Raw genomic sequence first — 4750 nt, forward strand, 5'->3', positions numbered from 1 at the left:
CGATACGGTAGTTGCCATGAGCCCGGATCGCTTATCCGTTTTCAACTATGCGCATATGCCGGATCGTTTCCGCTCACAAAAGCATATCAATGCAGCCGATCTACCTGGTCCGGAAACCAAGCTCGCTATTCATGAGTCCACGATTAATAAGCTACTCGCCGCCGGCTATGTTTATATAGGAATGGATCATTTTGCCAAACCCGATGATGAACTGGCCCTTGCACAGCAAAGTGGACATTTACATCGCAACTTCCAAGGCTACACAACTCACTCTGATTGTGACTTGGTAGCAATGGGAGTCTCTGCCATCAGTCAAATCGGCGATGTTTATTATCAAAATGAAAATGACATAACAGCGTATACAGAAGCGGTCGAAACACGTGCCAGCGCCATTCGTCGCGGCGTAAAACTCAGCACAGATGACCATATTCGCCGCGCTGTAATTACCCAGCTGATCTGTCATTTTGAGCTTGACCCGACATCGATAGAACAAGAATTTAATATTGATTTTAAAGAGTATTTCGCTCAAGAGCAGGTGGAATTGCAGCACTTCGATAAAGATGGACTCATCCAGCTGGATGGCCAACGCATTATCGTTACAGCCGCAGGGCGATTACTGATCAGGCGCATCTGTATGGCTTTCGATCGATACATTCCAAAACAACAACCGACACAAGGTTTTTCCCGCATCATCTAATAGGCACTTCACGGTTCATGCGAAATACGACATAATTGAAGGCTGAGTAGCCCTCACTATGTACAATAACCACAGGAACCGGCCATGAGCAATATCAAAAAAGAAGGGAAACTACATAGCCTGCAACAAGCACATTGTAATACATGCAGTATTAGCTCGCTCTGCCTTCCCGTGTCATTGAACAACTCGGAGATGGACAGTCTGGATAACATCATCGAGAAAAGCAAACCGCTGAAGAAAGGAGACCACCTTTTTCATCAAGGTGAGCCTTTTGAGTCTGTATTTGCTATCCGGGCAGGCAGTGTAAAAAGCTACACCATCACGAATGAAGGTGAAGAACAGATTACCGGATTTTACTTTCCTGGCGAAGTGGTCGGTTTAAGTGGTTTTGATGAACAGCACTACCCGGTATCCACTAAAATCATGGAAACCACAACGGTCTGTGAAATACCCTTCGAGCATTTAGACACTTTATGTGGACAGCTACCCGAGTTGCGCCGTCAAGTCATGCGCACTATGAGCAAAGAGATCAGAGATGATCAGCAAATGATGCTTCTGCTTTCAAAGAAAAATGCCGAAGAGCGCGTAGCCACTTTTTTAGTTAAACTTTCGCAGCGCTTCCAGGCACGCGGGTACTCGGCCCACAAGTTCAGACTATCTATGTCGCGCAACGAAATTGGTAATTACTTAGGCTTGGCTGTAGAAACGGTCAGCCGAATTTTTACCCGTTTTCAGAAAAACAAACTGATTCAGGTCGAGGGCAAAGAGCTAGACTTGCTTGACCTGGAAAGCCTTTATCAGGTTTCCGGTGAGTGCGACGGCAAAAGTATTAAAGAAACAGATGTTCAGCAGCTCTCTTTATAATGACGAATAAACCGGCTGACTTAATAGACCGGCTGACTATAGCGAAGAAGACGTTTGGATAAATATTCCGTACAAATAGTTCGTACTAATATTCCGTACAAAGAGCCCGGTCAAAGGTACGGGCTGAAAAAAGCGCCGCCCAGATAACTGGCCGGCGCTAAAGTTGCACAAAGAAGTAGCCATCTCTATGTGTAACCCAACGCAGTAATTAAAACGTATATTCTTTAATTAAACATTGAGCCATATCAATCGTTTACGTTCCGGCCTGCTTGAGGAGCCATTAGTACATGTCATACGACGAGTTTTACGTAAAATCAGTCATTCGTTCACTTCCTGACTGGCCAGAACCGGGGGTTATGTTCCGCGACATCACCCCCCTTTTCAAAGACCCTAAAGCTTTACGCATGGTGGCGGATGGTTTTATTCAGCGCTATATGGAATCAGATCTGACGCATATCGCCTGTATAGATGCACGCGGCTTTCTGATTGCTTCCATCATGGCTTATCAGATGCAAAAGCCATTGGTACTGGTTCGCAAAAAAGGCAAACTACCTGGCAAAACAGTCCACCAGGAATATCAACTGGAATATGGCACCTCCGCCGTCGAAATGCAGATAGATGCCGTCGGCGCCGGGGATAGAGTTCTGGTTTTTGATGACCTGATTGCTACTGGCGGTACTCTTCTGGCTGCCTGCACACTGATTAAAAAGCTTGGTGCCGAAGTGGTTGAGTGCGCCGCTTTAATTGACCTACCTGATCTGGAGGGTTCTGTTCGGATTCAAGAAACAGGGATTCCTGTCTACACGATGCTCGCCTACGAAGGCCTGTAGATAAAATTAGCACCCTCTGATATTGTTGGGCTGATATAAGCATATAACCATATCAGAGGTCCAGATGCCTTACTCCGTACTGAAAATCTCATCACTGCTTCTGCTACTCACCTGCCAATCTTTATCGGCGCAAGAGGTCACGACAACACATAACAAGTTGCTACTTAATGCAGAATTGAAACTGGCTGAGGGCAGCACACTTGCCGATGGCGTTCTACTGATCACCCATGGCACGCTGGCACACAACAAGATGGAAGTGATTGCAACGCTGCAAGATCTACTCACTGATGCGGGCATCAATACACTTGCTATTAACCTGAGCTTAGGCATTGATAACAGACACGGCATGTATGATTGCCAGGTACCTCATCAACATAAACACAGCGACGCAATAGATGAGATGAACACCTGGTCTCAGTGGTTAAAGAGCCAGGGAGCCGGAGATATTAGCCTGATGGGCCATTCCCGCGGAGGAAATCAGACGGCATGGTTTAGTGACTCTTACCCTGACCAGGTTAAATCTCAAATTTTACTGGCACCGGCCACCTGGAATGAAGCCGCAGAGCAAAACGACTACAAGCAACGTTATAACAAATCGTTAGCAGAAATACTCACTCAGGCACAACAAGGTGATGACAACACATGGATGGATGCTACTAATTTTATTTACTGCACGGACAGTCGTGTTAAAGCAACATCATTTGTAAACTACTACTCCCCGGATCAAAGATTCGATACCCCTTACCTTTTAGACAAAACAAGCACACCTAGCTTGGTCATTAGCGGATCTGAAGACATCACCGTTTCTGATCTTGCGGAAAAAATGGCCAATATATCGAACCCACGTGTAGAGCACATATCAATTGAAGGAGCGGATCATTATTTCAGGGATCTTTATGCTGATGACGTGGCCGAGTTTATTGTTGATTTCATGGAAAAACAGCAATGAAACTGCGCGTACTGTCCTTTGTTCTGAGCAGTTTATTTTTAAGCATCCTGCTTAACAGCGCACATGCCGGCAGCCTGCCTGTAGGCAACAACTTTAATCTGGATGCTGAGCTACTCGGAGAAAGCCGAATACTCGTGGTAATGATAAGCCAGAGTGATTGCAGTTACTGCCAGCTAGTCCATGACGACTTTTTGGCGCCCATGCATAGTGGAGGGCGGTACCAGCAAAAAGCGCTGTTTCGTGAACTTAAACTAGACACAAATACCGCGATTCTGGATTTCGACGGTCAGCAGATTACACCTAAGCAGTTTGCCAAAAAATATCAATCAACATTCACACCGACTCTTCTCTTTCTTGATAGCAAGGGCAACCCCTTAGCAGCCAAAATGGTCGGGATCAACACCCCTGAGTTTTACGGATACTACCTTGATCAATCGATAGATGAAGCGGTTACACGTCTGCAACATCCATAAAGCAGGTTAATTACATACAATGTTAGTAATTCTGCTGGCATCCCGGGTTTTCATAATCCCGTGATCAGCGGGAGGCCTCAGATAAAACGAGCGACTATAGACATACTCCCCTTGCGCATTATAACCGATACATTTGATACGCTGGCTGCGTATGACAGGATCAAAAACCACCTTCACGGCATAACCCGAATATTTTTCTAAACGCGGCATACCATATCCCCGCTGACTGGAAATTTGTTCCTGCCTTTGACGAATACGTGCCTTTTGACCCAAATCCTGACGTCGTTCATCAGACTGTTCTTTACGCTCTTCCAGGCTTTGATAGCGTAAAATACAGCGATCACGATCCATTTTATCAGTAATAGCCATGCAGATTGCCGGGGTCATTGACTCTGCCTGAGCATAAACTGAAACAGTTAACAGCGCCCCGAATAAAGCGAAAACACAGAGCCTCATAAACCCCCTTAAAACGACTAGAGTAAGACTTATCATTTTAGCAAAGATTTAAAAAATGCGTAAAAACTCAACAGAAAAAATCAGGCTTGTAGCATTGGAGCCGCCCAGCCACCAGCCTTAATACATTCAACAGCCGCTTTACCTTTCCAGTGCGCCCTTAAGAAAAACGCTTTAATGACTTCCCGGGTTTCTCTTCAAGTGGCTGTTCAGGCCACCTATGCTTTGGGTAGCGCCCCCTCATCTCCTTTGCCACCTCAAAATATGATGTTCTCCAGAAATTAGCCAAATCACTGGTTGTCTGTATCGGCCTGCGCGCAGGCGAAAGCAACTCAAACCTGATGGGCACCTTACCTCCAGCAATTTTAGGAGAGACCACCTCACCAAACATCTCCTGTAGCGGAACCGATACCGTGGGTCCCTGATCACTATCGTAGATAATGGGCACTGTTTTATTACTGGGTGTTTGATAAACAAGCGGCGC

General features: G+C 45.9%; 6 protein-coding genes and 1 pseudogene. 5 read left to right on the forward strand and 2 right to left on the reverse strand.

The window, feature by feature from the left end; genetic code table 11:
* From ABY436_RS18940 to ABY436_RS18960, 5 genes and pseudogenes are all read left to right on the forward strand, one after another.
* Positions 1-697 (forward strand): annotated as a pseudogene (locus tag ABY436_RS18940) (coproporphyrinogen III oxidase); the annotation flags it as partial.
* 84 nt (positions 698-781) lie between these two features.
* The gene (gene fnr, locus ABY436_RS18945; protein WP_372740489.1) at positions 782-1561 is read left to right on the forward strand and encodes a fumarate/nitrate reduction transcriptional regulator Fnr; all 780 of its coding nucleotides are present in this window, start codon (positions 782-784) and stop codon (positions 1559-1561) included.
* A gap of 287 nt (positions 1562-1848) precedes the next feature.
* The gene (locus ABY436_RS18950; RefSeq protein WP_372740490.1) at positions 1849-2391 is read left to right on the forward strand and encodes an adenine phosphoribosyltransferase; all 543 of its coding nucleotides are present in this window, start codon (positions 1849-1851) and stop codon (positions 2389-2391) included.
* A 64-nt stretch (positions 2392-2455) separates the two neighbouring features.
* Positions 2456-3340: an alpha/beta hydrolase gene (locus ABY436_RS18955; protein ID WP_372740491.1), complete on the forward strand. Its 885-nt coding sequence runs from the start codon at positions 2456-2458 to the stop codon at positions 3338-3340.
* Positions 3337-3813: a thioredoxin family protein gene (locus ABY436_RS18960; RefSeq protein ID WP_372740492.1), complete on the forward strand. Its 477-nt coding sequence runs from the start codon at positions 3337-3339 to the stop codon at positions 3811-3813. The genes ABY436_RS18955 and ABY436_RS18960 overlap by 4 nt, the downstream gene beginning before the upstream one ends.
* 6 nt (positions 3814-3819) lie before the next feature.
* Here the strand turns inward: ABY436_RS18960 and ABY436_RS18965 are convergent, their stop codons facing one another.
* Both ABY436_RS18965 and ABY436_RS18970 read right to left on the reverse strand, forming a co-directional pair.
* Complete coding sequence (locus tag ABY436_RS18965; protein WP_372740493.1) at positions 3820-4182, reverse strand: hypothetical protein; 363 nt, start codon at positions 4180-4182, stop codon at positions 3820-3822.
* Between the two features lie 244 nt (positions 4183-4426).
* The coding region (locus tag ABY436_RS18970) for an ATP-dependent helicase C-terminal domain-containing protein (RefSeq protein ID WP_372740494.1) at positions 4427-4750 on the reverse strand (324 nt) is incomplete at its 5' end.

Origin of the sequence: Neptunomonas sp. (genome assembly GCF_041601355.1) — a bacterium.
Lineage (GTDB): Bacteria > Pseudomonadota > Gammaproteobacteria > Pseudomonadales > Balneatricaceae > Neptunomonas.